The 24,170-nt window shown below is 58.4% G+C and carries 23 protein-coding genes, 1 tRNA gene and 1 pseudogene; 5 read left to right on the top strand and 20 right to left on the bottom strand.

Going from position 1 to position 24,170, the window contains the following annotated elements; translation table 11 throughout:
• Positions 1–110 precede the first annotated feature (110 nt).
• The 4 genes from QCE69_RS15370 to QCE69_RS15355 form a co-directional block, all read right to left on the bottom strand.
• Positions 111–1,334, bottom strand: a complete 1,224-nt coding sequence (locus tag QCE69_RS15370) for a hypothetical protein (protein ID WP_309931437.1) — start codon at positions 1,332–1,334, stop codon at positions 111–113.
• Positions 1,335–1,901: 567 nt separating this feature from the next.
• On the bottom strand, positions 1,902–3,938 hold the full coding sequence (locus tag QCE69_RS15365) for a hypothetical protein (RefSeq protein WP_309931435.1): 2,037 nt from the start codon (positions 3,936–3,938) through the stop codon (positions 1,902–1,904).
• Between the two features lie 96 nt (positions 3,939–4,034).
• Positions 4,035–5,885, bottom strand: coding sequence for a hypothetical protein (locus tag QCE69_RS15360; protein ID WP_309931433.1), 1,851 nt, complete (start codon positions 5,883–5,885; stop codon positions 4,035–4,037).
• Between the two features lie 261 nt (positions 5,886–6,146).
• Positions 6,147–7,229 carry a hypothetical protein gene (locus QCE69_RS15355; protein WP_309931431.1) on the bottom strand — a complete coding sequence of 361 codons (1,083 nt, stop codon included), beginning with the start codon at positions 7,227–7,229 and terminating at the stop codon, positions 6,147–6,149.
• A 511-nt stretch (positions 7,230–7,740) separates the two neighbouring features.
• Here QCE69_RS15355 and QCE69_RS15350 point away from each other — a divergent pair.
• Positions 7,741–8,133, top strand: coding sequence for a hypothetical protein (locus QCE69_RS15350; RefSeq protein ID WP_309931428.1), 393 nt, complete (start codon positions 7,741–7,743; stop codon positions 8,131–8,133).
• Between the two features lies 1 nt (position 8,134).
• Here QCE69_RS15350 and QCE69_RS15345 read toward each other — a convergent pair.
• The 14 genes and pseudogenes from QCE69_RS15345 to QCE69_RS15280 all read right to left on the bottom strand — a co-directional run.
• A pseudogene (locus QCE69_RS15345) lies at positions 8,135–8,679 on the bottom strand (transposase); the annotation flags it as partial.
• 117 nt (positions 8,680–8,796) lie between these two features.
• A complete protein-coding gene (locus QCE69_RS15340) occupies positions 8,797–9,972 on the bottom strand; it encodes a hypothetical protein (RefSeq protein ID WP_309931426.1) in 1,176 nt (391 codons plus the stop codon).
• Between the two features lie 367 nt (positions 9,973–10,339).
• A complete protein-coding gene (locus tag QCE69_RS15335) occupies positions 10,340–10,630 on the bottom strand; it encodes a hypothetical protein (RefSeq protein ID WP_309931424.1) in 291 nt (96 codons plus the stop codon).
• Positions 10,631–10,731: 101 nt separating this feature from the next.
• Positions 10,732–12,069, bottom strand: coding sequence for a hypothetical protein (locus QCE69_RS15330; RefSeq protein ID WP_309931422.1), 1,338 nt, complete (start codon positions 12,067–12,069; stop codon positions 10,732–10,734).
• 19 nt (positions 12,070–12,088) lie between these two features.
• Positions 12,089–13,507 (bottom strand): DUF3987 domain-containing protein, encoded by a 1,419-nt coding sequence (locus QCE69_RS15325; protein WP_309931421.1) that lies wholly within the window; start codon positions 13,505–13,507, stop codon positions 12,089–12,091.
• Positions 13,507–13,872, bottom strand: coding sequence for a hypothetical protein (locus QCE69_RS15320; RefSeq protein ID WP_309931419.1), 366 nt, complete (start codon positions 13,870–13,872; stop codon positions 13,507–13,509). Before QCE69_RS15320 ends, QCE69_RS15325 begins: the two co-directional genes overlap by 1 nt.
• 10 nt (positions 13,873–13,882) lie before the next feature.
• Positions 13,883–14,506 (bottom strand): hypothetical protein, encoded by a 624-nt coding sequence (locus QCE69_RS15315; RefSeq protein WP_309931416.1) that lies wholly within the window; start codon positions 14,504–14,506, stop codon positions 13,883–13,885.
• Between the two features lies 1 nt (position 14,507).
• Positions 14,508–14,798: a helix-turn-helix domain-containing protein gene (locus tag QCE69_RS15310; RefSeq protein WP_309931413.1), complete on the bottom strand. Its 291-nt coding sequence runs from the start codon at positions 14,796–14,798 to the stop codon at positions 14,508–14,510.
• 303 nt (positions 14,799–15,101) lie between these two features.
• Entirely contained in the window at positions 15,102–16,175 is a 1,074-nt protein-coding gene (locus QCE69_RS15305; RefSeq protein ID WP_309931411.1) for a hypothetical protein, read from the bottom strand.
• Between the two features lie 214 nt (positions 16,176–16,389).
• Positions 16,390–16,465, bottom strand: a tRNA-Ala gene (locus QCE69_RS15300).
• A 69-nt stretch (positions 16,466–16,534) separates the two neighbouring features.
• Positions 16,535–16,879, bottom strand: a complete 345-nt coding sequence (locus QCE69_RS15295) for a c-type cytochrome (protein ID WP_409021189.1) — start codon at positions 16,877–16,879, stop codon at positions 16,535–16,537.
• Positions 16,876–17,688, bottom strand: coding sequence for a BON domain-containing protein (locus QCE69_RS15290; RefSeq protein ID WP_309919429.1), 813 nt, complete (start codon positions 17,686–17,688; stop codon positions 16,876–16,878). The genes QCE69_RS15295 and QCE69_RS15290 overlap by 4 nt, the downstream gene beginning before the upstream one ends.
• A 23-nt stretch (positions 17,689–17,711) precedes the next feature.
• A complete protein-coding gene (locus QCE69_RS15285) occupies positions 17,712–18,299 on the bottom strand; it encodes a phosphoheptose isomerase (RefSeq protein WP_309919426.1) in 588 nt (195 codons plus the stop codon).
• Between the two features lie 122 nt (positions 18,300–18,421).
• Positions 18,422–18,775, bottom strand: a complete 354-nt coding sequence (locus QCE69_RS15280) for a YraN family protein (protein WP_309919423.1) — start codon at positions 18,773–18,775, stop codon at positions 18,422–18,424.
• Between the two features lie 79 nt (positions 18,776–18,854).
• Here QCE69_RS15280 and rsmI point away from each other — a divergent pair, with 79 nt between their 5' ends.
• Positions 18,855–19,772 carry a 16S rRNA (cytidine(1402)-2'-O)-methyltransferase gene (gene rsmI / locus QCE69_RS15275; protein ID WP_309931409.1) on the top strand — a complete coding sequence of 306 codons (918 nt, stop codon included), beginning with the start codon at positions 18,855–18,857 and terminating at the stop codon, positions 19,770–19,772.
• 81 nt (positions 19,773–19,853) lie between these two features.
• On the opposite strand, the gene QCE69_RS15270 is transcribed toward rsmI, so the two are convergent.
• A complete protein-coding gene (locus tag QCE69_RS15270; RefSeq protein ID WP_309919417.1) occupies positions 19,854–20,462 on the bottom strand; it encodes a septal ring lytic transglycosylase RlpA family protein in 609 nt (202 codons plus the stop codon).
• 663 nt (positions 20,463–21,125) lie between these two features.
• Here QCE69_RS15270 and QCE69_RS15265 point away from each other — a divergent pair.
• The 3 genes from QCE69_RS15265 to QCE69_RS15255 all read left to right on the top strand — a co-directional run bounded on the left by QCE69_RS15265 (position 21,126) and on the right by QCE69_RS15255 (position 22,953).
• On the top strand, positions 21,126–21,770 hold the full coding sequence (locus QCE69_RS15265; RefSeq protein ID WP_309931407.1) for an MBL fold metallo-hydrolase: 645 nt from the start codon (positions 21,126–21,128) through the stop codon (positions 21,768–21,770).
• Positions 21,767–22,390 carry an exonuclease gene (locus QCE69_RS15260; RefSeq protein WP_309919411.1) on the top strand — a complete coding sequence of 208 codons (624 nt, stop codon included), beginning with the start codon at positions 21,767–21,769 and terminating at the stop codon, positions 22,388–22,390. The genes QCE69_RS15265 and QCE69_RS15260 overlap by 4 nt, the downstream gene beginning before the upstream one ends.
• Before the next feature lie 104 nt (positions 22,391–22,494).
• Complete coding sequence (locus QCE69_RS15255) at positions 22,495–22,953, top strand: Lrp/AsnC family transcriptional regulator (protein WP_008352298.1); 459 nt, start codon at positions 22,495–22,497, stop codon at positions 22,951–22,953.
• A gap of 30 nt (positions 22,954–22,983) precedes the next feature.
• Here QCE69_RS15255 and QCE69_RS15250 read toward each other — a convergent pair whose 3' ends face one another.
• Positions 22,984–24,159, bottom strand: coding sequence for a cation diffusion facilitator family transporter (locus QCE69_RS15250; RefSeq protein WP_309931404.1), 1,176 nt, complete (start codon positions 24,157–24,159; stop codon positions 22,984–22,986).
• Positions 24,160–24,170: the final 11 nt, after the last annotated feature.

Below are 24,170 nucleotides of genomic sequence, written 5' to 3'. Positions count from 1 at the left end.
TAACGTCCTGCCAGACCGCGTCAGCATCATGCTCCGCGTGTCTCTAGGTGGGGGATTTTGAGGTGCCCAAAGGTGGGGGAATTTGCCCGCCCATCGGGGGTTGAAGTCGGTTATCCGTTGCGCCCGCGCAGAAGGATTTCGGAACGGAACACCTCGCCGATTTTCATCGTCGCGGTCATCCCATCTGACTCGATAATGCTTTTTCCCATCAGCTTGGTCCACGGCGCGCGATCTCTATCTGCCAGATCTTCAACCGTTGGCCGCTCCTCAAGCTCGGCCAAAGCATCACGATTTACCCCCTGCCTGATGACAACTTGCTTCACAGGTTCCTCGTCTACCCAGACTCCCCGCGGCAATTCAATGACAGTTTCCCGCCCTCGGAATCGCCCATCAAACACCTTTGGATGATCGACCTCGTCGCGAAGCTCATCTCGCGATCTTTGATCGCGTGCCTTCATTTCTTCCTGTCGTAGGCTTTCTGCTTTGGCCGACCTTGCACGCGTTGCATCCGCCCGGCGACCGAACGGTGAAGCAACCGTTTCTGCAGTCACCTCAAATCCGGCCATGCGAAGCGCTTTGGACATTACACCGCGACTTGCGGCATCATCAGCGAAGACGAGTTGGTTTGCAGCAATCTCGAATGGATCTTCTGGCTCCGGATCTACAATCCGGAGGACACCCTCCCGTCCACCTTCAACATCAATGTCCAGACCACAGACAAGTCGCTGGCCAGTGTGTCCAGCGGGAAACAGGATTGACCGCTTCTGAGCAACGCCGCCCTTAAGGACGGGCCCTTTTGACCCAAGCTGCTTAATGCTGTACTCTGGACCGGACTGCGTACCTTTACATTCAATAACATGCCATCTACCGGCTACATCTCGGGCAACGAAATCGGGAGTTTTATTCGGTCCTCGCTTTGCGGTTCGTTTCTGAGTCGCACCGATCGACGCTGCAATTTTCTGCATGAAATATCTACCGTCGACCACTTCTGTAAGCGATAGCTTATCGAACAGCCAGAGCATCGGCACCCCCATGCCGAAGTCGTCGCTCAAGATAGTCCGCTGATGTGCGTCGAGTTCCGCGAAGCTGCGGGTGAGACTAATGTGCGACTCGTTTGATATTGCGGCCAGATATCGTACCCATGCCCAAAACTCGCTCAGGGAAACGCCCGTCGACGAAGTCGGAGTCGTCAGATACCCGATCACCATCAGCATCGCAGGAATATTTAGGTCGTAACAACTCGTCCCATTGGTGAAATTTCTCGGAAATAGCGGCCGAATTCCCGGACCCGGCCATGTCGATCGATCAATTTTTACGGCAAGTTTTCTATCCATTTGCGAGAGTCGGTTAGTTAGCGATAAGCGGTTTATGGTAAAAATCTGTCTATTATCTCGATCTGGATGAAGAAGATCAGTCACATATGTAACTAGACCGCCCACGTGACGAGCACTACCAAAAGGCCAAGTGCCTGCAGATGGCGCCTGAATACCCGCGAAGCGAAATCATGTCGCTTCTTATCCACATGGAACTCAAGCCGGGATTTCACAAGCGCCCCCTCCGATTCGACTCTCCCACTTGGGCGCACGTGTGGAGTTTTTGTTGACAAGGCTCGCCGAGTACCGATAAAAAGTCTGCATACTCGGCAAGCCTGTCACATTCAGACGACTCAAGGCGGGCGTTGCCTCAGCTTTCGATACACTCGAAAGCGCAGTCGCAAGTCTCACGCAAATAAAGTTCGGTTAACCCCGCCGACTGGCGCCTCGGGAAGACCGATGGCGACCCTGAACGGTATTTGTAGTTGCTAGAGTCGCCTTCCAAAAGCGGTCGTTTAATAGTCTTGGTGCCGGTCTCGCCTCCCTGGAGGTCCGGCACAACATTTCTGAGCCTCTGCGTGGAAGCTGCTAGGCTGAAATTTCGGAGACCATTGGACCTTCGGCGCCGATGGCCTGGAAACGATAGAACTTCGCAGCCGGTCCCATGTGACGGAACTTGTGTCGAGCGAGCTGCAACAGCTTCTCGTCGCAAGTGGAGATGACAAACTGCCGCTCGCCCTCCGGAGAACTCTGCAACCCAAGAATCAGGTCGAGTAGAGCGTACGTGTTCAGGTCGTCAAAGTGGGTGACCGGGTCATCCATCATGATGGACGAGAAGCCCGACCAAGTCTGAGAGCTGCAGGCAGTGAGGAACAGACCTAGGATGAGGGTCTGTACCTGCGACTGGCTGAAGAAGTCCGTTGGCCTCAACGTCTCCCCATTACGATGGACACGGATGCCGATGGCCGAATCCTTGCTGGCGACCTCAATTTCTCCGAAGCCATAAACAGGACGTAGTCGCTGCTGAATGACGGCCGTCCTCGGTCCGTACTCGGAGATGAAGTGCTCTGTCGCGTAGGCTTGTTGCGTGCTAAGCATCTTCTTGATCTCAGTGAAATATCTGACCCAAGGGTTAATGTTCTGCGCGCGAGTGGTTGCTTCTTGAACTACTGCGTCGTTGGCGAGAATGCGCTGCCGGATGCTATCGAAAGCAGCGGAAGTGGCCGCGGTGTCAACGGCCACCTCCAGTTCCGCGACGCGATCTTGCAGACTCAACGCCGAAACTTCGCGTGCCGTAGCGACTTCTATCTCTTGACGGAGCTGCTCTTGAGATACCGTGCTGTCGAACTTTGCAGTTGTCAGCTCCGACAAGACCGACTGGACGCGTGCTTGATGTCCAATCCAAGCTTGATCCGCCTCTTGGTGGTTCATGCGAGCGGCAGTGACGGCTGCCTTTGCTGCCGCATTGACTGCTTTCTGGATGTCGACTTGCGCGTTTGCCGCTTGAGCGGCTGCGCTCGTCACGGCCCGCTGTTCTTCGATGGCGCGCTCAGCATCGGTCAGGGCTTGTAGGCCGCTCGTTAGGTCAATGGAGCGTTGACTTGCCTGATTGAGCAATTCGGTCAGGCGCTTCTGCACATCGTTCTGCACGGCAACGGTGGCCAGCCTCTTCTCGTCAAGCGCTTGATAGTCGGCCTGAGCTGATGCGAGCGCGGCTTCAGCCGTTTGAAGGATTTGCCTTGCTGAGCCGACGGCCCCTGCGGCATTCTGTTCATCCTCATGAACTTGAACGGCGAGACTCTGCATCTGCTGCGGCGTTTGACTGGTCAGCGAAATACCAACCGAGCTCAGCGATGCTTCGACGCTTGCGCGCTGTCGCTCCAGTTGCGACCGCCGCATCTGTGCTTGAGTGAGTTTCAACTCCTCCTGCTTAATTTGTTCGGCGAGTATCTCCCGCCGACCTAAAATCGTTTGGAGCGCCGCTCGCTGTTTAGCGGCAGCCTCGCTCAATTGCACAATGCGGTCGCCGTGTTGCATTCGCCGGTCGATAGCTGCCAGCAGGTCTGCCGTGCTTCCATGGTCGTGCCCGCACAATTGACAATTGGGCCCGTCCACATGGCCGCGAAGCTCCGAAACAAGCTCCTTGAGCCTTGAGTCGCTGCTTCTTGCCTCTCTAAGATCGCGCTCAGCCTGGACAACCAAAAGATCTTGTGCTTGTTCGGCCTGCTGGGCTTCATTTAGTTGCCTGCGAAGCTGCTCAATGGAGCCCCGCATTTGAGCCTCAGCGGTCTGCAACTCTATGAAGGTTGGTGCTGCCAATTCCCACGCTGCGGCTGCGTCCCTGACCGCTTGGAAGCGAACACGTTTCTCTGTTGCAGCTTTGAACGCGGTCTCGGCACGCTGGACCGACGCTGCGGCTTCGCGTTGAGCGATCTGCGCATTCTCCAGTGGCGCCCGATGTTGGTTCACATGTGAGGATAGTGCGGTCAGCATTGCCGCCAGACTCTCAGTCTCGCGCGTCAGCCGTTCATACTCGGGCTGGACCGATACCGCCCATGTAAGCCAGTCCCGTCGAATATGAAGGCTCTGTTCTTGCGACTTCAACTGTGCCAATTGGCTGGACAAGGCGGCCAAGCTTCCCGAAGAATCACTTCGGAGAATGTTGCTCCCCTCATGAGGTCTACGAGAGCGGATCGCAGTTCTGTCGGTAGGCTTAAGATCTCAGGAGAGCTTTGCATCGAGTGCCTTCATTAACTCGTTTTCGTTCGCCGCACTTTGGTACGCATCAAGCACTTCGCGATACCCGACGCGAATGATGGCGCTGGTCGGTTGCGTGATTTTCACCTCGGTGGATGCCTCGTCTGGGACTTGGTCATAGATGGACGTGAACCGTTTGTCCCACGGATTGTTGTCTTCGTCGCGGCTTACAACTATAAGTTGGCCCTTGTGGGCTGGCAGGCTGTCAAGAACATGCTTGTCGCAGTCCTCGTGGCTGGCTCCCATCACGGCAATGACTTCCAGACTGGCTTCACCCTTCATGATGGTTGCCTGCGCGCCGTTTCCATGGAATGTCGCAGGATATTGACCCACGTCGAGAATTGAGAAAGTATGAAGTAGATGCCTCACGGCATGGTCTTCACCAGCATTCCATTCGTCCGGCGTTCCGTTGCCAGCTGTCAGGCACGCGAATTTCACAGTATTACTGAGGGCTGTCGCCGCCAGCGTTCGTAGCTCATCAACCGTTCGCTGGTGAGCTGCAACGGCCGCCGCCGTCAAGGGTAAGTGCATGTACTTTGCAGCCAATGACTTTGAAGGTTCGTCCAACTGGTCGTTCACCCACTTAACGACAGCAGGCACAGCGCCGCCAGGCGCCCTTGGGTCATCCACGCCATTAAAAGGGTGCACGGTAGGCTCGCGCATGGCAAATCGACGGCCTGCGGAGCCTGGCGGCAGCGTTGATGGGTGGATAACCACGAACGAGTGAATGCATGCTCCGCGCTCGCGAAAAACGGCGTCCCGGAAATTCTCTAGAAAGTCGCCTCCTCGCTGCGCCGCGCCCCCATTGCCATAGGTTGGCATGCATCCCGGACGAGAAAAGCGGTTCTGCGTAACGATGACGGCGGACTGCCCGAACTTCTCAGCCTTGCCTGGCGAATCCTTACCGGCGACGTTCGCCATTACCAAGCAGGTCTCGTCCCGCGTGACTCTCGGAAATTGAGCCGGATCAAAGAAAGGCGCTACCTGACCCATGAACGAGGCGTGGGACGGGGCCGGATTGCATTGCGCTATGAACAACCAAGTTAGAGGAAGCATTCCGCCAAATTGCGCCGCCCGAATGCCGATGCCTTCAAGCAGCCACTCCCATATGCGCCTAGCATCGGTTGACCCAATCCAATCAAAGCAAAGCAGAGTGGCGAACTGATACGGAGCATCAGCGTTCGAGTGGACACCCTTGAACACGTAGATTGAGCGGCCTTGGTACATCGACAAGTATTCAACGTTCAGTTCCACCCAAGCAGGGGAGAGCTTGGGTTGCACCCAACTGTGAACGTCGCCCGTCGGAAGCTTTGCCCAAGTGACCACGCAGTTCACCCACTGATGTTCCTGCACCCGGTCAAGATGGTTTCCGACGGCGTCGTATGTGGTATTCGGCCTTTGAACGAGTTCAGTGAACTGCGCCTTGGTCAACCCATCCACCCCGCCGATTACGATCGTTTCGGTTGGCCAATCGACTGCTTGCATGGCGGTAGTAATCCGGTCGACGCCCTCCAATCCTGGAAGAGCGCACTCTGGGAAAACGGTAAAGTGCGTTTTTTCTGCCCCGTGCGGGCGACCACGTGAAACCGCCAAAGTGTCATCAATGCACTGAAGTGCCCGTTGCCGTTCTGCAGGAGCCCAAGTGAAGGGCTCTTGATGTACGAAAACTACGTGAGGCTGCGCGACGACCATCGCGACCTCTCCCCGTGGAAGGCGCACGCCAAGCAAACTCAAATCAACCTCGACAACCTCAACCATGCAATCTCCCACTTGTTTTGAGATGATTTTGACACGTTTGGTATTTGTCAGGGTCATTGACGCTCTGCGCGTTTCCTAAATGGCGGCCGCCTGCACAGTGCTCTTCTCACATTCGCTTGAGCCGGATCGCCGTAGAGCAGACTTTGGCGGTCGTCTGCGGACAGCCGATTACTGCTACTCATGCATCGACATGGGTGACCCGAATCCCCTGCAGTCGACCTGTAGTCGACCTGTAGTCGAGAGTCTGCGCATGCCGCCCTCAGCGGTGCTTTGAATAACCAATAATGGCCACCCAACATTGCGCCTCGTCCCGGCTAACTATGTTGCCGCCGTCTCACCGAGTCCTTGGGAGCTTCCACTTACCGGACGGTGCATTCCGTACCATGCCGTTGGCGAAACACCTTTCTTCGATTGGCTTGCGAAAACGATCGCATCCAACACGGCAAGGTTGGCAAGATCAGCACGTTGATCCTGCACACTCAGCAGCGCTTGTCGCAAGAGGTCTTCAATGCGGATGTAGCGCGCAAGCGTAAGCGCACTGTCCTCGGACACGATCCCGTCAAGGTATTTAAGCCAACGTGAGTCGAGTGGCACGACGTTGTGCGCCAAGCCACCATTCACGAGGATGTTTCGCAACTGCTTCGGACCAATTTGCACGAACGGTGCGGCGTTGAGGCTTCTGCTGAACACGGCCGATCCTGCAAGATCATGATCGTGCACTGTGCCACGCGCGAGTTCGCAAAAGATTTTGAGCTTCTCATCGCCGTCACAACGGTCAGCGAGTCGCTGGCTCTCCGTCCCGGCCTCGATAAAATGAGCATAATTGCCGATCACGAGGTCAGCCTTATTCTCAGAGAAGCGCAGCCCACGCCCACTAATTTCGGATAGCACCCATACCGGGTCGCAGCGGTTTGCTCGAATCTTGTCAAGGTGCAGCAGCGGACCGTCCGCGTGAAGAAAAGCCGCGAGCTTGCCGTCGTCTTCGGCGTTCTCCTGACTCGAGAAACCGCAAACAACGAAGAGCCTCCAGAGGTCACCGAGCGTCTGCACGGGCGACTGCTGCAGCTTCCGACGTTCTCGTCCGTTGGCGACCGTGTCGGCGAACGGTAGCTTGAGGAGCCGTTGTGCAATCAAGTCCACAGCGTTGGGTGGCAGGACGAACTCCACCCGGTTTCCGTCCCGTTCGCTTTTCTTGATCTTGGAGTTCGACGCACGGCCATTTTTCTTGACCGGCTTCTCCGGATCAAACGCGTAGGAACTTTCGGCAAGTACTTGATCACAGAGTTCTGTGACAGCCGGATTACGTGTGAGGCAATTTCCACGAAGAACGTTGACGCTTTCGCGCGTCAACGTTCTGATCCGCTCGATCGGCCATTCATTCTTCTCCCAAGTCTCACTCATTTTTTATTTCCGCGGTGGTGGCCCCAGCCTTCACTTCCCGGTCGACTGGCAGTTGAAGCGACATGATGAATCAAAATCGCTTGATGCACCACGCTCGCCGGCACGAGCTAGTGCTCTACGCGTCGATGGATAATTTATTTGCTCGAAACCACGGTTGCAGCGCCGGCTTTTCGCTTCTTTGCCGTCTCCGCGCTACGCTTCTCGATTGCTGCCCGCCATGGTTTTAGCACGGTGGCATAAGCCAGAAGCTCATCGCCGTGCAGTCTCGGTAGCCAGTCGCTTCGCAAACGCGCTCACGTCGACGATCGTCGAGCGACGACAACGAGTCATCAGCTACGATGCCGCTGTTGCTGCCGCTCGAGCGCCCCTCTTCGAGAAAAGCACTTGGCCCTTTCGCTGAGCAACTAGGTAGCCGTGGCGGAGCATCAAAGCGTGATTTGTCTGAGTCCCTTGAAAACTGTGATTTAGGGTCCATGTCAGGCTTCCGAAAAGCCGAAATGGAAAACAACCCATGATCTTAAACACAAGCATCCGTCAAGCAATTGACGCGCTGATTGGTGCCGATGCTCCGCGCCAAGTAGCTGGAGCGGACGGAATCATCAGCAGCATTCATTTCTCACCCAACGGCGTCCAGATGCGAAACGTACGCTTCGGCGAACTCAATCGAATTGCCGACCTGTTAAGCAGCCTTTCCGACCAGGATCTAGCGATAGTCATGGCGCTTGCAAGGTACGGCGCCGGAAACGCATCGTCCCCCGAGCAGGCTACATTGCAGGAGCTGCTTGACGACGCCCGTCAACAGCTGAATGACGCCGACGGACGCAATCGCACAATCATCAGCGTCAGCGGAAAACCACTGTCAAAGTATCTGCCGATCGCGCTAAAGCGTGCCGGACTCGACTGATCGCCGTCGCTGAAAATGACCATTGCACATCGCACATCACCCGGCAGAGACCCGTGAACGCAGTGTACGCGATGCCTTCCCATCCGCTTGAACTGCTTCGCGTGCGCATAGCGATTCAAGCTTTGGCGCTTCGCCGTTATAGTTCTGCCTAAGCTTCAGTGCGTGCCGCGTTGCGGCCGTCATCAGATGTTCGCGACACCGCTCAAGCGATCGTGAGTCGGTTGAGCGGGCGATCGCTTTCTCCATGACTGTGGGGTCAACTATCACGGGCCTCACGCTTGATGCCTTGATCACGCCTGCACGTTTGGCCAGTTCGATCGTCTCGGCCAGCAACTCTGCAACGCCGGCATCGCCCAAGCGCTTCCTCAGGCGCGTCAGCGCTCGACAGGTCAATCGGCGCTTCGTTCGTAAGTGGGCTTCGCCGGTCAGCACTTGCCAGTACGGGTTCTCCACCCACTGCCAGATCACCTCTTCGTCGGACAGGTCGAACGCATGGTGCAGATGCACCAACCCGGCAATCAGCTGCGTCGACGTCGCCGATCGCCCCCCTGTGCGACACGAAGCTCTTCAGTGGTTTACTGTCACTTCTTCAGTGCTCCATGTTTCTCGAAGTTTTTGCCATCGGCTTGTTCATCAGGCAGACGTCCGACCTATCTCAAGGAATCAGCCATTCCTGCCCTTCGTGAGCATCTTGGATTTCGCGAAAGGCTTCACACGCACCATTTGGCCATCGTCCTTCGCGAAGTATCGAATGATGTAAGTGCGCAACCTCTCGAACCGGGCCGGATCGCTGTCCAGAACCGGATCAAGCGACCAACGCCCTTCACGCCGTAACTTCGCCTCGTAGACTGGATGGTGGCAATCGAACACGTTACCTAGTCCGTTCGTCAGCCGCCTCCATCGGTCAGCTGCGATCCCCCTTATCCGGTCAAAGGTCTTCGCCTTCACTCGCTTCGCATCAAGCAACAAAAGAATGTGGACGTGATACGCGCCATGCTCCGCGCCTTGCTCGACCTTCGAGATGTAACCGACCAAGTGCTCGAACAGTTCACGATCCACGCCATTCTGGTTGTCAAAGAACGATTCCCGAAACTGCAAGGCCAGTGTCGGATCAATACGCGCACTCGTCTCCCATCCCGCACCCGATGACGGTTCCTTCGACGGCACCTGCGTCCAACGCCCTTCCTCATCTGTTTGCCAGCTCATCCGAGGTATCGCATCGCTCTCGACAGCAACGGTCTTCACGAAACTGAAGTCTGCCCGCATGGCAATGATGTCGGGTTGATCGAAATGCAGGTTATCGAGATACTCCCCAATCGAAGCCTCCTGATGATCGAGACCGCGTCTCCAGTCTGACAGTTTCTTCGCTACGCATCTCGCTCGTGCTTGCTCACGCATATACGCGACAAACGCATTGAATCGTTCCGCGAGGATCGTTCCGTCCGGGTAGACCGTATTCGGGTGATTGCAAGCTGCATCACCAGTGCTCCGCCAAATAGGCGCTGCACGATAACATTCGAAGAATAGTTTCAAATCGGCGCTGAAATACCGGCTAGGCCAGTGCAAATCCATGAATGCATGACACCGTCGCAAATGGCGTGTGAGTGTAGGTCTGCTGGCTACCGCGTATTTGACTCCACAGCGATGTCGAATCTCGTAAGGAATATGTGGGTTGCTCAATACGCTGCCCATGAATTCAACGAGATCGTTGTACAGTTCCTGATACTCACCGAGTTCCCATCCCCGCATGCTGCTCTCTTGTCCAAGAGAAGAAGCATCTATCTGCTCGTCAAGATGCAGACCGTTACGTGCTTCGATTGTTCCGAACTCCTTTCCCACGACCTTCTCCGTAGTTGTCAGCTCAAGTCATTCGGATGGCATGTACTTATTTTCCTGTCCGATGATCTCTTTGTACGGCTAATACCTATCTATGATTGTTAAAAGAAGCACATCATTGAAAGACGATCCTATATTAGGAGAGCAGTAACCGCGCGACAGCAAAAGCCCCTGCTGCACGACGAAAGCGAGTCGCTCATCGCAGCGGTTACGTGGAAATCGAGCAGACATGCTTTTCGGAGTTGTCCCACTTGATCGACATCAAGCTTCCCCCACGACGTCGATCCTGCACTGCTGCGAACGCCGACGTACCTACGGTCGACACGCGGACAATTTTTACGCGTAGGGCAGATCAGCTGAGATACGACGATCACAATTGGAATGTTGCTGCCTCGGTAAAAAAACGGGCGAGGCATATCAGGCTCAAACGCGCTCTGGCGGCACGTTTTCGCACCGAGAAATTCTGCCGGTCTCCGTGAGCATATTTCGCAAAGGTTTCGTGAAAAAATTGTGCGAAATATTTCTGCGCGAAAACGGGCGGGATATTGAACGTTTTTCTGCCAATTTCCTGCAGGAATTTGTGCAATTTTCTCTGCATGAACCGCGAGGGCATTAGGGGCATGCTCCCGGCATCGCGCATCTTACGCCAAGGATGTGCCACGCAAACCACTCAGTCCTCAAAATCAGCGGCGTATATAAATCAATAGGTTAGGCATATTGGATACTGATATTCGGTGAGCCACCCCGTGTCTGCGCCACGGTCTACCCCTCCTTCGCGGCTCGCCGCATCGACCGGCGTGGCGCACGTGCCTTGCGCTCGGGCATACCAAAATACGCACCATCAGGCTCATTTTGAAGGCGCACAAGACCACGGCGCATCGCTAGGTAGCCAAGCATTTCCGTGAGCTTGCCGCGCCGCTCTGGAACGCCGGCATGAACCTCTCCATGCACCCAGTTCTGGTCATATAGCCAGAGATTCGAGTCACCCCGGTGATAGGCTCCCAAGCCTCCCGTCGCCACCTTTACCCAGTACTTGCCAACTTGGTCTGCGTGATCTTCCAGGACCGCTCCGGTATGTTCTGCTTCCGCCCTTTTGTCATCGAGAACCTTGCGCAAGGCGACGGTGTCGAACAATAGCGTAAGGTGCAGGGCATACCCACCTCCCAGCGAAGGCAAGATGGCCCATACGTATCCCGGCTGGGCGGTGAACAACGCCGGCTTGCGTCTCATCCGGTCGAAGAACTTCGCTCGGCATGCCCGTAGTGCCTGAAGCTCGCGATGCTGCTCATCCACGGGTGCCGTGATCAGGTTGACGCGCGCTCTCGTATGGAACAGGCGCAGATGCACGACGGTCAATTCACGATGCTGGGTGAACAGGCTATCCAGATAGGCCTGCAGACCGTCAACGTTCTCTCGACTGCCCAACAACCAGTTGTGCAGATCCCGCCGCAGACAATCCCGTTCCAGCATCGCCCGACGAAATTGGGCCGCGAAATCGTTATAGATTTCCGCCTTGATCGTGCCGGTACAATCGACAGGCGAATCTATATCGCTGCCGCTGTAGTTCCGGATCGGGTGACTGAATAATGTCTTCAGCAGCAACCGGAGATGGGGCGCGTGCACCAGTTGCGCGGCGGCCGGAATCTCGGCATCGAATGTCGTCGCATGGTGGTTGATAGTTGGCAGTCGCGCCGCCAGTTTCAGGGTCGCCTGGCAAAGCGGATTGGGGGACGACGTCTTGACGTAGGTCCACTGATCGGCGGCATTGACATGGCCCTGCGCATCGAACTCATGGTCACCGAGCCGGCGCAGCTCGCCCCGGATACGAAACGGCGCGAAGGTGGTTTCGAGCGACAGCCATACAAAGCGGTCAAGCTCAACCAGGCTCACGAATTGCACATCGCTCAGGATGGTGTAGCCCCCATCCAGCTCACCGCAGTAGTTAAGGTTATGCTCGACGAAATCGGTGAGCCCGGACAGGGTCTGCGGCTCGATCGTAGAGAAGGGTTTTGTCTTGCTCATGACGACATTGAAATGCGCTGCAATCGATTTGGACCGCGTTAAGGCGTCAGCAAAAAGCCCCGCCTGCCGGACGGGCACGCGAGGCTCGAGCTAGCGATCAAAGACGGATCGGCGTGTGGGTTAGCTGCTCCAGTTGCGGCGACGCGAGATCCGGATTCAGCTCGAACTTGATGACTCGACGACCGTTCTCGGTGCGAGGCAGAATCTGGGCAAACCCTGCACAGCACATCCACATCATGGCTTCTTTCATCTCCGCCTTGCTCCAGCCGTAGTTCGGGGCAAGCGCAACGATATCTGCCTCGCGCCAGCTCAGCGAAGACTGCTGGCTCTGCCGAACCCAGGTCACCAGCGTAGCGAGAAGATGCCGCCCACGTTGCACGGCGGCGGACAACGGCTTCGGCGGGAATACGGTCGCAAGCCAGCACGCGCCGAAATACTCTGCGATCGTCACCGCACGGGCCATCGTGTCAGCGGACACGGCCCCTTCATAGCCTTCGAACACGTGCATGCAGCCCGCGATCCGGCGAGCGTTGGCGCATAGGCGTGCCGAAAAAACGATCGTATCTCTCGGCGACAAAGCCTTCCCCGACATTGCGCGGAAACACTCCTTCGCCTTCCGCAGGATCTGCTCAGCCTCCGGCGCAACATCAATCACCGGCAGCTTGTCCGCCGCCATCGATTTGAGCTTGACCCGCGCACTCGTGATCAGCTCGATGATGCGGTCATCGTAGTTCAGCAGTGCGAGTTCGGGCTGCTGTGCACCAGCGCCCTCGATCGCAAGCTCGTCACACTCGATCATTAGGAGCCGGAACAGGTAGCCAGACGCCATGGCGTCTTGCCCGTAGCTCTCGAGCCACTTGCGATGCGCATCGTCTTGCACGTTCACGCAGGCCACCAGAATCGCACTTTCGAGTGCGTGTCCGGCAAGCTCTTCGTCATCGTCAGCGCGATCAAACGAAGGCATGTTGCTGTCGTAGAGGTCGCTCAGATCCTGAAACGAACGGCTGAGCGCGCCGGCCAGATGGCCGCGCCCTTCCTGCATACTAAGCATGGCCAGCACTGAACCTGCACGCAACTTGCGGAGTAACGTGGGAGGCAATACATTGTCGAACAGCCAAGGCTTTTTCCAGCCTTTCATCGCTTCGGCAACCGGTGCGTTAAGCCTGAGGTGCGCTTCCGACTTGCCGCTCAGACGCGCGCCCGCGAAACGGATGTGCAAGCTGAGCGGCATCGACCTGCCGTTATTACCGCAGATACGGAAGTTGCCCGAAACAGCGAACGAGACCTTGCCAAGTATGTTGGCGAGACTTGCGCCATAGCCTGCTCCGTATATGGCGTGGCATTCGCAGACGGAACGGTACAGATTGGGCGATAACGCGCTAACGGCCTGCGACTGCGACGGCGGGTAACATCCGTGCGGCAGGCAGTCCGGTAACGGTTGCCCCTGACCGAAAGTCGGTGAAGGCGACGACGAGGGCATAAAGCCCTCGCCGTATTGATTGGCGAGAGCGTTCATTACTCAGTCTCCTGCTTCGACGCGCCGACTTGCGACATATTTTGCCGCCCGTCAACGAACTCGCTATCACCCGATCCGTCGACGTCTACGCCCGGTACCTGCTCGCCGCGATGCAGCGCTTCCTCGGCCAGTAATTTATCGAAGACTGGACCGCTGATCGACATGCCGTGTTCGACGAGCGCCTTGACGATGGCGCTCTTCGACACCTCGGCGTTGAGTTTGTCACGGATGTCCGGATACAACTCAGCGAACTGCGCCGCACGCTCGCGTTCACGCTTCACCTTCGGCGATTCGAGTGCTTGGATGGCACCTTTGATCGCGTCGATGGCTACCTTCGTGCTTTGGCTACCAGTAGTTTTTGCCATGATCGCCCCCTTACGCCGACGCGCGCAGCTGAGCACGGGCTGCGCGCAGCTTGGTGGCGAGATCGAGTTCGCGCCGCTCCAATTCAGCGAGGGCCGTGCGAATTCGAACCAACTCTGCATCCACGTAGCCCCGCTCGTCACACTGGCGTGCAAGCGCATCACACGAAGCCATCCAATTACCAGTCGCCAGCTCGAAGCAGATGTACGACGGCTCGTGTGCCATTGCCAGTTCCTGCTTGAGCTGCTTCGCCAATTTCGCGTCCGAATTAGAAATAGCTTGCTCCACGGCCAGTTTGAGATCGGCGATGCGTTGACTGCCAGCGAACAGTTGCTGCGCGCAGTTCGGGAAGCTCTTTTTCAGCGGCTTCTCGGAGACCAACTTGTCGAGCTGAGATTTCAGTGCATCGCGGTGTGACCGCACCACCGCCGCCTTCTTGAGGTCAAGTTTCAACTGAGCACGCCGCGCGGCACACATCGCCTTTTCTGTCGTCCATTCCGCGCAATAATTCAGCAGGGCCTCGCGAGTGTCCCGCTCGATCGCCTCGTCCATGGCGGGCGTCCAGTTCTCGCCAATTAGGCGAATCATCTCGTTCAGCTCTTTGTGGCTCGGGTTCCTAGCTTTCTTGTTGCTCATTTCATACCTCCGCGCTCAGCGTCGCACGGACTTCCGCAGCCGAGAAGTACCAGCGACGACCAAAACGGCGGGGTTTGAGGCCGTGATGAGCCCCCTTGCTGCTGAGGTTTTTGCGGATAGTCTGGGGCTCGCAGCGCAGATAGGCCGCGACCTCGTTCGTCGTCCAGAACTCGCTCCATGCGACCGGCGCTGAAGTGGGCGGCGCGAAAACCGCCGCCGACGCGGCGACCTCGATGTGGTGATTGTTGCCGCACTCAATCATGGTTGCGGCCGCGGAATGCATTGTCATCATGCTGCTCCTTAAAGTTCGGGTTTGAACAATTTCGTGAAGCCGCCACCATTGATGTGGATCGACCAATGGCGAACGACTTGGAGCAAGCTTGATCTACGGTGATTTCAGAACCGGATCACCGTAGGAAAAACCCTTGTATATCAACGAGATCCATCGCGAATCACCGTAGCGGCCACAGGCTAACCTGCTGTATTACCGTAGGAGAGGCACGTTCAGAAACGCCGGGGAGGGTAGATCGATGTACAAATGCACGGCTGAGACACAGCATCAGGTGCGCGATTCACGGGCGCCATTAGGGGATGGTTAGTCCCGAAGCAGTTCAGACTCGCGACCCCACATGGGGCGCCAATCAGCAAGCTCGGCGTTTCTTTCGAATATCCCGTCCAGAATCAGCAATCTTATCCGCCGGATATTCTTCTTCTTTCCACCGTCGCCGTGAATCATCACCGGTACGCCTTGCGCAAGCATGCAAGCGATCATCACCGGATGCCAGATAGCCTCCGTTCCCTTGGCAAAATTGGACATTCTGGCCGGCGCGAGCCATACGGGAGGATCACCCAACATCGTGGACCATTCGGCTGACATCTTGACAAAGCGTCTATCGAAGCATTTGGCAATGTGCCCTGACGTAAGGTAGCGCGGCTGGTTTTCCTCGCTCAGCAACCTAGGAATGAAGTGATAGACCTTTCCCTGTTTTTCTAATTTTTTCTCATCCAGTCCGCCAGGATGAGCAGATTGCCGCGCAGATGCGGTTCGTATAATTGCCACCTGCTCGCAAGCCTCGCTCTGCGACGGTTGCCCTGCCGTATCAGAAGCGATCAGATCGGGATACAGGAACGCGAAGATTTCCTTCGTATCAAAAACGAGCGCATCGAACCACTCGCGCTCTGGCCGGCTCAACGCCACCGGGTAACGTACCGAGATCGCCGGATCAAACACTCGCTCGCCGTTAAGAACCGCCCAGAAAACCTGTCGGGCGTCCTGCGCGATCTGCCCCAACATGGACATAGCGCGGCTGTGCTCGTCCGATCGCAACCGAAGGGGATTTCCGGTGACTAGCGAGTTTCGCCAGCCCGGTTCCTCACCTTGGCGCTCCGAGAACTCGCCAAACAGAAGTGTGGCAGACATTCCTCGTCTAAAAAGATTCGCCAGCTTTGGCTCAGCCGGAAGCAGCATAGCCCTTTTGCGCTCAAGGGGTGCGAGAGAGGCCTCCCACCGGAGACCGAGCGCCGAGATAGCTTGCCCTACGTCTTGGGGAATCTCGACGTCGTACCTACCGATCCATTCGATCAGTTCGTTCAAGGAAACATACGGCTGCCACGGCATCGCGACGGATTCCAACTTTTGCGTGTCGAAGCGTTGAGATTTCGGCTGCATCACGGGTTTCTGTTTACTCCCTTCCCCAAAGACACTGCGTCACCTGACTGAAAACACCTCCAACGATCACTCCTACGGCGTTACATTGAATCGCCTCAGCATTCCGTAGATCGAGATAGATCAAGCAGGAGCAAATCCGGTTACACAGCAGTTACACGGACGCCAGAAACACAAAAGGGTTACAGGCAAATCACCTGTAACCCTTTGAATTCTATGGTGGAGGAGAGGAGGATCGAACTCCCGACCTTCGCATTGCGAACGCGACGCTCTCCCAGCTGAGCTACCCCCCCAACGAAGCAAAATAATATCACAGCGGATTGGCTGAGGTGCAAGCCATCGGACGATAGCGGCTCACCGGCTTACTTGCCAGGCGCCCCAGCCAGCACCCAAGCCACGACCGTCTTGATATCCGCATCATTCATCCGCGGGTGGGAAGGCATCGGAATCGATCCCCAGACTCCCGCCCCACCGTTCTTCACCTTCTTCTCAAGCTGCACGCTAGCCTGCGGTTGCCCCTTGTACTTCTCCGCAACTTGCTGAAACGAAGGCCCAACCAGCTTCCGATCAACCGCATGACACCCCATGCACGCATTGCTGCGAGCGATGGCCATCGCATCAGCGGCAGAAACAACCTGCTCCGCCGCCTTGGCGTCGATCGCCACCACAACCATCGCAACAACAACCACCAACCCGCGCATTCTCATTTCACCGCCGGAGCAGAGCCTGAAGAAGAAGCCCCCGGATGCACATCCGAGTTCTTCACTGGCGCAGGCGCTTGCTGATCGAGCGGACGCGACGTCACCCCGGAATCAGGCACCGTCCCCACCGTAGCCTCCGCTGGAGCCGGCGCGCTCGCCGCCGACACCGCGCTCGCATCCGATGCCGCCGCCGCCTCCAGCGCCTGTGCCTCTTCCGGCTTGATGTACTGATACACCTTCACCACCTGCTCCACGCCCGGCACGCGCGCCGCGACATCCGCGCCATGCGCACCTTCATCCTGCGTCACAAGCCCCATCAGATAAACGATGCTGCGCTCGCACACCACCTTGTAGTAGTTCGCGCGCAGATCCTTCTCGCCGACCATCGCCGTCTTCACGCGCGTCTCGAGATATGAGTCATTGGCCCGCGACGAAAGCGAGCTCGCCCCCTGCACCGACAGCTCATTGACAATGCTGCCCACATTGTTGATATCGCGCACCACGGCCTCGGCCTTCTGCTTCGCGGCATCATCCGGAACTTCGCCGGTCAGCAGCACACGCCGATTGAACACCGTCACGTTCACATGCGCGGTATCCGGCAGGTTCTCGTTGATGCGCGAAAGCGCCTTCACCTGAATCTCGCGATCCTCCGTCTGGGCACCGAGCGTGCGCCGGTCGGTCGCGATCAAGGTTCCCCCGGCCGCCGCGCCGACCACCGCAAGCGCGCAGCCCTGCAACGTCAACGCAACCCCCGACAACATGCTCAGCACCAGCGTGGCATTGGCCAAAGTCGCCTTGACGCGTGTCTTGTTCATCAACTCCGTTCCCCCTTTGAGTTTCAATCGTCGCCGAGCAGCATCGCATCGATGCCGTCGCACAGACAGTGAATGGTCAGCAGCTGGACTTCCTGGATCCGCGCCGTCCGCTCCGACGGCACGCAGATATGGATGTCGGTTTCGGCCAGCACGTCGTTCATTGCGCCGCCGCCGTCGCCGGACAGCGCGATCACGAGCATCTCGCGCCCATGCGCCTCCTGGATGGCCGCGAGCACGTTCACATCATTCCCCGACGTACCGAGCGCCAGCAACACGTCTTCCGCCTGCCCCAGCGCGCGCACCTGGTTCGAGAAGATCTGCTCGAAGGCGAAGTCGTTGCCGATGGCCGTCAGGATCGAGGTATCGGTGGTCAGTGCAATCGCCGGCAAGCCCGGACGCTCCCGCTCGAAGCGGCCAATGAGATGCGCCGCGAAACGCTGCGCATCGGCAGCCGAGCCGCCATTGCCGCACACGAGAATCTTGTTGCCATTGGCGAGTGCGCCAAAGAGCGTGTCGACGGCCGCCGCGATCGGGACCGCCAGCGCATCGAGTGCTTCGAGTGTGAGCGACGCGCTGTCGCGAAAATGCTGCTGGATACGTTCGACTGACATCGCTCTCGATCATCGGCCGCAACCTGCGGCGCCGTGCGGCATGTGAGGGTAGCGCCCGAAGCGCTGCCCGGACGAAGGTTGTTGCGCAGTTTACCGCATGCATCACGCAGCACGACGCTGCTTCAGGCTTCGTCCGCGCGAAAGGCGTCGGGCAGCCAGTGGATGCGGCCGGCATCGAAGGTGACGACATCAAAACGGCAGGCCGGCAACGCGCCGCGCCATGTCGCCAGGAAATGCTCCGCGGCACGCACGAGCCGCGCACGTTTCCTGGCATCGATACTCGCCGCCGCCTGCGCGAAGCGTCTGCTCCGCCTCGCCCGCACTTCGACGAACACCAGCGCGCCGTGCGCATCGAGCATCACGAGATCCAGTTCGCCGCCGCGGCACGTCACGTTGCGCGCGACCAGCCGCATGCGCCGCCGCTGCAGATAGTCGAGCGCGTGAGCTTCGAACGCATCGCCGAGCGTCTTGGACATGGCTTCTCCACGAAAGTTGTCGACGGAACGGCTACATCGGGCGTGGCAAAATGACGTCCTTTCCCCCGATGCCCGTCACATGTCGTCACTTCCCGCGTCACTCTCCGGCCTCGCCGATGGACAGACCTATCCGACGGGCGCCCTCTACGTGGTCGCCACCCCGATCGGCAATGTCGCGGACATCACCCTGCGCGCGCTGCATGTGCTTGGACTGGCGGATCGCATCGCCGCCGAAGACACGCGCAACACCTCGCAATTGCTCGCGCGCTACGGCATCTCGAAACCGGCGATCGCCGTACACGAGCACAACGAGAAGAGCGCCGCCGAACGCGTGATCGCGCATTTGCGCAACGGCGAGCGCATCGCCTGTGTCTCCGACGCCGGCACGCCGGGCATCTCCGATCCTGGCGCGCGTCTCGTCGATGCCGTGCGTGAAGCCGGACTTCCGGTGATCCCGATGCCGGGCGCCAGCGCGCTCACGACAGCCTTGAGCGCGGCCGGCGCCTGGGTGAAGAGCTTCACGTTCATCGGCTTCCTGCCGACCAAGGCAAAGCAGCGCGCCACGCATCTGCGGACGCTCACTCATCATCCGATGGCACTGGTCTTCTACGAAGCGCCGCACCGCATTGTCGAGACCGTGCGCGCGCTCGCCGAGGCCTTCGGCGGCGACCGGCAGTTGTTGATTGCCCGTGAGTTGACGAAGTTACATGAGAGTCTGCATCGCTGCACCCTGGCCGAAGGGCCAGCATGGCTCGAAGCCGATGCAAACCGTCAACGCGGCGAGTTCGTGCTGGTGGTGGAAGGCGCGCCCGATACCGAGGACGCCGATGACGCCCACGACGGCCTGCTTGGAACCTTGCTGGAGGAGTTATCGGTGAAGAGCGCGGCGCGCATCGCCGCGACCTTGACCGGCGCGTCGCGCAATGTGCTCTACGAGCGCGCGCTCATGCTCGCGAAGCGCGCAGGGCACGAGAGCCTCGAAGCCAATGACGAATAAAAAAACGGGCCGTCGCAAGACGGCCCGTCATGGTTCCGGAACGAAGGAAACGCGTTCAGGCAATCACTGAAACCCGCGCGATCAGTTCACGCTGTCGTCAGCCAGCGACTGCGCCTGTTCTTCACGAGCCTCGCGCGCTTCCTGCTGCGTGAGCCCTTCGATCTTCACCTTCTGCGTACCCGTGCCGCGCATGCCGAGCACGGCCGCGGCGGCATAGGACAGGTCGATCACGCGTCCGCGCACGTACGGGCCACGGTCGTTGATCTTCACGACGACCGTCTTGTGATTCGCCTCGTTCGTCACGCGAACCCACGAAGCCAGCGGCAACGTACGGTGCGCGGCGGTCATGGCGTTCATGTTGAACTTCTCGCCACTGGCAGTCTTGCGGCCATGGAACATGCGGCCGTACCACGACGCCTTGCCCTTCTGTTCGAAGCTGCCGACGTCCGGACCAGTGGTGATCGGCTCGGCGTCAGACAGCGACTGCGTCGGTTGCGCCGGCTTGTCCGCCGGAAGCGCGGACAGGTGCGAATCGAAGGCGAGCGGCCCGACCGGGCGGGCACTGCTCGTGCTGAGAGACTTTGTAGTCTGAGGATTGGATGCGACATCGCCCGAACCCGGCGCGGCGCAACCAGCCAGCACACCAACGGCTAGCAGGCTCCCGACATGTCGAATAAATCGAGCATTCATAGACGTGTACCAACGATAAAAGCGCAGCCGCGCTGCGCTGGTCGGCGCGCGCAAGGCTGCACGAGGCATGGCCGCGCCAAGGCACAAAGCCGCTCGGTCAAGCGAACGGCTGGCCCTGCACGGATGCGGCGTACTCGTGCCGCAAAGCCCGGTTATTGTTCACGTCTGGCGCAACCTGTCCCCGGCAGCCTGACCAGACCCCACATGCCGCCATCGAACATGGCATCACGCTCGTGCGCTGGACAAACCAGTAAGGCGCAGGAACGGCGGCGTAGGCCCCATCCGGCGTGACGGCAGCAAGGCCATCTGACAGACGCGCGGCGTCTGGCCGGACAAGACGTGTGCACCTACGGAAGGTGCTTGAATTGCGATTGCGAGGCTTTTGGCCCCCAACAGCGTACTGAAGGCAATTGTAAAAACGCGCTAGCGTCTGAACATTCACCTGATGACAGCATGGTGACTCCCATGCACAAGTAGTGCCATTATACAAAAAAACCGGGGTTGAGCTCGCCGGACTGTGCATACCGTCATTAATTTTCACTATGACCGTAAGAATTGCCGGTTCCCGCCTCGTTTTCCGTCACAAACCGCGGCCCATCGCTCCCCAATGCGGCTCGGTACAATGGACGTTTTTACAGCCTCACTGGTACCCACGACAGTCATATGAAAGTCATTCTCGTTCCCGTGACGCCGTTCCAGCAGAACTGCTCCATCGTCATCTGTGAGACGACGCGGCGCGCGGCGGTCGTCGATCCAGGCGGCGACATCGAACGCATCATCGCGGCAGTCGAGCAGCAAGGCGTAACGGTCGAGAAGATCCTGCTGACGCACGGCCATCTCGACCATTGCGGCGGAGCGAAAGCGCTCGCGGACCACTACGGTATACAGATAGAGGGCCCGCATCGGGAAGACGCGTTCTGGATCGACCAGTTGCCAGAGCAGACGCAGCGCTTCGGGTTTTCGAATGCCGAAGCCTTCACCCCCGCCCGCTGGCTCGACAACGGCGACACCGTGCAGTTCGGCGACGAAACCATGGAGGTCTATTTCTGTCCCGGCCATACGCCGGGTCATGTGATCTTCTTCAGCCGGGCTCACGAGGTGGCGTTCGTCGGCGACGTGCTGTTCGCCGGGTCCATTGGCCGCACCGACTTCCCGCGCGGCAATCACGCCGATCTCGTGCGCTCGATCCGCGAAAAGCTCTGGCCGCTCGGCGACGACGTCACCTTCGTGCCAGGCCACGGCCCAGCCTCGACGTTCGGCGAAGAACGCCGCAGCAATCCCTACGTCGGCGATGGAGTCCCCGCGTGAATGCCATTCCCGAAATCTACGTCAGCACCGACGTCGAAGCCGACGGCCCCATTCCCGGTCCGCATTCGATGCTGAGTTTCGCGTCGGCCGCCTTCACTGCCGATAAGCAACTCATCGCCACGTTCTCCGCGAATCTCGAAACGCTCGAAGGCGCAGCGCCGCATCCGGTGCAGGCCGCCTGGTGGAAGACGCAGCCCGACGCGTGGGCCGCCTGCCGCAAGGACCTGCAGAAACCCGAGCCGGCACTGCGGGCCTATGTCGAATGGGTGGAAGCCCTGCCGGGCAAGCCGGTGTTCGTCGCTTATCCGGCGGGCTTCGACTTTACCTATATGTTCTGGTACATGATGCGCTTCGCCGAGCGCTGCCCGTTCTCGTGGTCGGCGCTCGACATCAAGACGCTCGCCTTCGCGATGACGGGCCTGCCGTACCGCAAGGCCATCAAGCCGCGTCTGCCCAAACACTGGTTCGACGAATTGCCGCATACCCACGTCGCGCTCGACGACGCCATCGAGCAAGGCGCCCTCTTCTGCAACATGCTGGCGGAGTTGCGCGCCACGCAAAAGGCGGCTGGCGTCACGGCCGGGGCACCCGGCGACACGGAAGGTAAAACCGCGCAGTGAGGCCAGCGAGTTAGGGAAACTCCCTCAGTGCAGCCGCATTGCATTGCGTTTCTTTTCCGAGGCCTCTACCATAAGAGTCAGATCGCGACCGAACGGAGGCGCAGTTGACTCTCGATACATTCTCACAAAAAATCCTGCGTCTTCTGCAACTGGATGCACGACGCTCCGTTCAGGAAATTTCGGATCAGGTCGGGCTGTCGAGTACGCCATGCTGGCGTCGCATCAAGGACATGGAGCAATCTGGTGTGATCCAGCGCTACACCGCGCTGCTCGACCGCGAAAAGCTCGGCCTGCACGTCTGCGCACTTGCCCATATCCATCTCACACGGCACACGGAAGGCGGCGTCGAGCAATTCGAGCGCGAGATCGCCACCTGCCCCGAAGTGACCGAGTGCTACAGCACCACCGGCGAATCGGACTACATCCTCAAGATCGTCGCGCCGGACATCAAGGCCTACGACGCATTCCTGCACGACCGCATTTTCAAGATTCCGGCTGTCGCGCAGGTTCGCACCAGCGTCGTGCTGCGCGAGATCAAGTTCGATACGCAGTTGCCGCTTTGAGTCGAAACACCGGCGCTCTGGCCTGACGCTTCAGGTTGCGCGGTCGGGATGCGGAGCGCGGGAAACGTCGAGCGCCTGTGTCAGGCGAATTTCACGCGCGCCGATCCGTCGGGCGAGTGCCTCGAAGTCAATCGCACCGAGCCTTGCTTCGGTGTCATGCGCGGCCGGCGCCGGCAAGACGATCTCGACGGCAAAGCCGCCGCTCAAATAATGCAGGCCCAGCGACTGAACCGTTAAGCCATGCTGAGCAAACGCACTGCGCACGGCTTCGCTGACCACCGACCGCAAGGGGAAGTTGCCCGGCAACGGATTGAGCTCATCGCTTTCCGGATCGACGTGAATGAGCGCATCGAGCACGCGCGGGTCGGCGCGGACATGGGCGCGCGCCGATTCCGCGATGAAATGACCTTCCGAAACCGATATCAGCGGATCCACGAGAATATGAGCATCGACCATGGCGAGATCGCCCATTTTTCTCGTGCGTAGTTCATGCACTTCCCGCACGCCGGGCGTGTTCAGCAAAATCACACGCAAATCATTCGTGGTGGTTTGATCGAGCGCGCGATCGGACAAATCCTGCAACGCGTCCCACGCGAACGTCCATCCCATTTTCGCGATCAGAAACCCCACAAGCGCTGCGGCAATCGGGTCGAGAATACGAAATCCCGCCAGACTGCCGACAATTCCCAACGCAACCACCAGCGAAGAAGCCGCATCAGAGCGCGCATGCCATGCATTTGCGACCAACATGGCCGAACGAACTCTTTCCGCAGCACGGAGCATGAATCGAAACAATGCTTCTTTCGAAATCAATACAACGATTGCCACCGGCAAGGCGATGGCGTGAACCGGCGGAATATCCTGAAGGTTCACGAGTCGGGTTCCCGCGCGCCATAACATGCCGACTCCGACCGCGATCAACAATCCGCCGAGGAATAATGACGCAACCGTCTCATAACGGCTATGCCCGTAGTTATGATCGAGGTCTGGCGCGGCGGCCGCATGCCGATTGGCGACCAGAACAATGAAATCAGACACAATATCGGCCAGAGAGTGAATGCCGTCCGCAATCAAGGCCTGGGAGTGAGCAAGAAAACCGACGACGAGTTGCGCAATCACGAGTCCGCTATTCAGCCCAATGCTCGCCCAGGTCGTCCTGCGGGCAACTGCCTGCTTTTCAGCAACACTCGAACTCGAAAGTGACATGTGATTGCGTC

The organism is Caballeronia sp. LZ032 (assembly GCF_031451315.1).
Lineage (GTDB): Bacteria > Pseudomonadota > Gammaproteobacteria > Burkholderiales > Burkholderiaceae > Caballeronia.
Note: the sequence above shows the minus strand (reverse complement) of the source record. Positions and strands in the feature narration are given on the sequence as shown.